This window comes from Nocardioides sp. (assembly GCF_034670285.1).
Classification (GTDB): Bacteria; Actinomycetota; Actinomycetes; order Propionibacteriales; family Nocardioidaceae; genus Nocardioides.
In genome coordinates this window covers 1-2,341 of sequence record NZ_JAXMNS010000502.1, presented here as the reverse complement: position 1 = coordinate 2,341, position 2,341 = coordinate 1, and the positions used below count along the sequence as shown (strand labels likewise).

Below are 2,341 nucleotides of genomic sequence, written 5' to 3'. Positions count from 1 at the left end.
CGCCCACTTGCCGTGCTCGAGGCCCTCGATGACGTGGCACTCCCACAGCGGGTAGCGCCGGTCCATCTTCGCGGAGTGCAGGCGCGAGATGAGCACGCCGAGCTCGCGCTGCGAACCGGGGGCGGGGAGCGCTGAGTGGCGGAGGTGGTAGTCGAGGTCGATCTCGTCGTCGGCGCACTCCTGCCAGCACGGAACAGGCGCCTTCTTGAAGAGGTAGTTGTACGGCGCCGCGAACTGACGCACCTCGCGCCACCGCTCGACCAGGTCGGCCACGAACGTCGGCCGGTCCTCGGGCACCGCGAACGTCGCGAGCATGCCGACCTGCATCGGCGTGCGGTAGGTCTCGGCGAACAGCCAGGACGAGTCGTTGATCTTGAGCAGCTTGCGAGCCATGCTTCTTACCCCTTGCGTCGAAGCACCCCGGAGCAGGGGTAGGGACGACCTTAGTGGCCGCCGTCACCCCCTAGGACGGGTGGTCACCTGTGCGGGTGAGACGCGTCCGAGGGGGTGTTGTCGGCGTGGGTAGTTTGAAGACGTGACCTCTGCCTCGACCCCCGCGCCGGCCCCCGCTCCGAGCCTCGCCACCCTCGGCGAGCTCCGCGCGTCCGGCCACGTCCACAAGCCGCTGCGCACCGAGCTGCGCGACAACCTGCTGGCTGCGCTGGCCGAGGGCCGAGACCCGTGGCCGGGCCTGCACGGCTTCGAGACGACCGTCATCCCGCAGCTCGAGCGGGCGCTGATCGCCGGCCACGACGTCGTCCTGCTGGGGGAGCGCGGCCAGGGCAAGACCCGGCTGCTACGCACCATGGTCGGCCTGCTCGACGAGTGGACGCCGGTCATCGCCGGCTCCGACCTCGGTGAGCACCCCTTCGACCCGATCACCGTGGAGTCGAGGCGGCGTGCGGCCGCCGAGGGCGACGACCTCGCCGTCGAGTGGCGTCACCGCTCCGACCGCTACGCCGAGAAGCTCGCCACGCCCGACACCAGCGTCGCCGACCTCATCGGAGACGTCGACCCGATGAAGGTGGCCGAGGGGCGGTCGCTGGGTGACCCGGAGACGATCCACTTCGGCCTGATCCCGCGCAGCCACCGCGGCATCGTGGCGATCAACGAGCTGCCCGACCTCGCCGAGCGCATCCAGGTCGCGATGCTCAACGTGATGGAGGAGCGCGACATCCAGATCCGCGGCTACGTGCTGCGGCTGCCGCTCGACGTCCTCGTCGTGGCCAGCGCCAACCCGGAGGACTACACCAACCGCGGGCGCATCATCACCCCGCTCAAGGACCGCTTCGGTGCCGAGATCCGCACCCACTACCCGACCGAGCTCGAGGCCGAGGTCGCGGTGATCCGGCAGGAGGCCGAGATCCCAGCTGACCTGGTCGAGGTGCCCGACTTCCTCGTCGAGATCCTCGCCCGCTTCACCCGCCAGCTGCGTGAGTCTTCCTCGGTCGACCAGCGCTCGGGCGTCTCGGCGCGCTTCGCGATCGCCGGCGCCGAGACGATCGCCGCGGCCGCGATCCACCGCGCGACCGTCAAGGGCGAGGACCGCGCCGTCGCACGTGTCGTCGACCTCGAGACGGCCGTCGACGTGCTCGGCGGCAAGATCGAGTTCGAGTCGGGGGAGGAGGGTCGCGAGGAGGAGATCCTCACGCACCTGTTGCGCACGGCCACGGCCGAGACGGTGCGCTCGCACCTGCGAGGCCTGGACTTCGCCGTCCTCGTCGACGCGATCGAGGCCGGCGCGATGGTCACGACCGGTGAGCAGGTCACCGCGCGCGACTTCCTCTCCGGGCTGCCGGTGCTGGGGGAGTCGGAGCTGTACGACGACGTGTGTGAGCGGCTGGGCGCCACCAACGACGGCCAGCGTGCCGGGGCGATCGAGCTGGCGCTGGAGGGGCTCTACCTCGCGCGCAAGGTCGGCAAGGACACCGACGGCAGCGAAACCGTTTACGGCTGACCCCTAGCCGGGGTACCGGTGGTATGCGAGACTCCGTGTCGCACCTATTCATGGGGTTCACGGAGGTCTGCTCGCATGCCGTTCTCACAGCTCGTCCACGACCGCGCCGGTTCCGGCGAGCCGGTCGTGCTCATCCATGGGATCGGACACCGGCGTCAGGCCTGGCGGCCTGTCTTCGAGAGGTTGAGCGAGGGCCACGAGGTCATCGCCATCGACCTCTCCGGCTTCGGTGAGTCCTCGCCGTACCCGCGCGGCGAGCGCTACACGATGGACAACGCGTGCCGTGACCTCGCGGGCAACTTCGAGGACTGGGGCGTCGAGCGGCCGCACGTGGTCGGCAACTCCCTCGGTGGTGCGATCAGCCTCGAGCTGGCCGCGCGAGGT

At 70.1% G+C, this 2,341-nt stretch carries 3 protein-coding genes; 2 read left to right on the top strand and 1 reads right to left on the bottom strand.

Translation table 11 applies throughout. The features are described 5' to 3' along the window. Nucleotides 1-393, bottom strand: a 393-nt coding sequence (locus VOI19_RS18270) for a wax ester/triacylglycerol synthase domain-containing protein (protein ID WP_323794370.1), incomplete at its 3' end; no start/stop codon positions are given. Nucleotides 394-535: 142 nt separating this feature from the next. Here VOI19_RS18270 and VOI19_RS18265 point away from each other — a divergent pair. Further along, nucleotides 536-1,957: a magnesium chelatase gene (locus VOI19_RS18265; RefSeq protein ID WP_323794369.1), complete on the top strand. Its 1,422-nt coding sequence runs from the start codon at nucleotides 536-538 to the stop codon at nucleotides 1,955-1,957. 75 nt (nucleotides 1,958-2,032) lie between these two features. Beyond that, the coding region (locus VOI19_RS18260; protein ID WP_323794368.1) for an alpha/beta fold hydrolase at nucleotides 2,033-2,341 on the top strand (309 nt) is incomplete at its 3' end.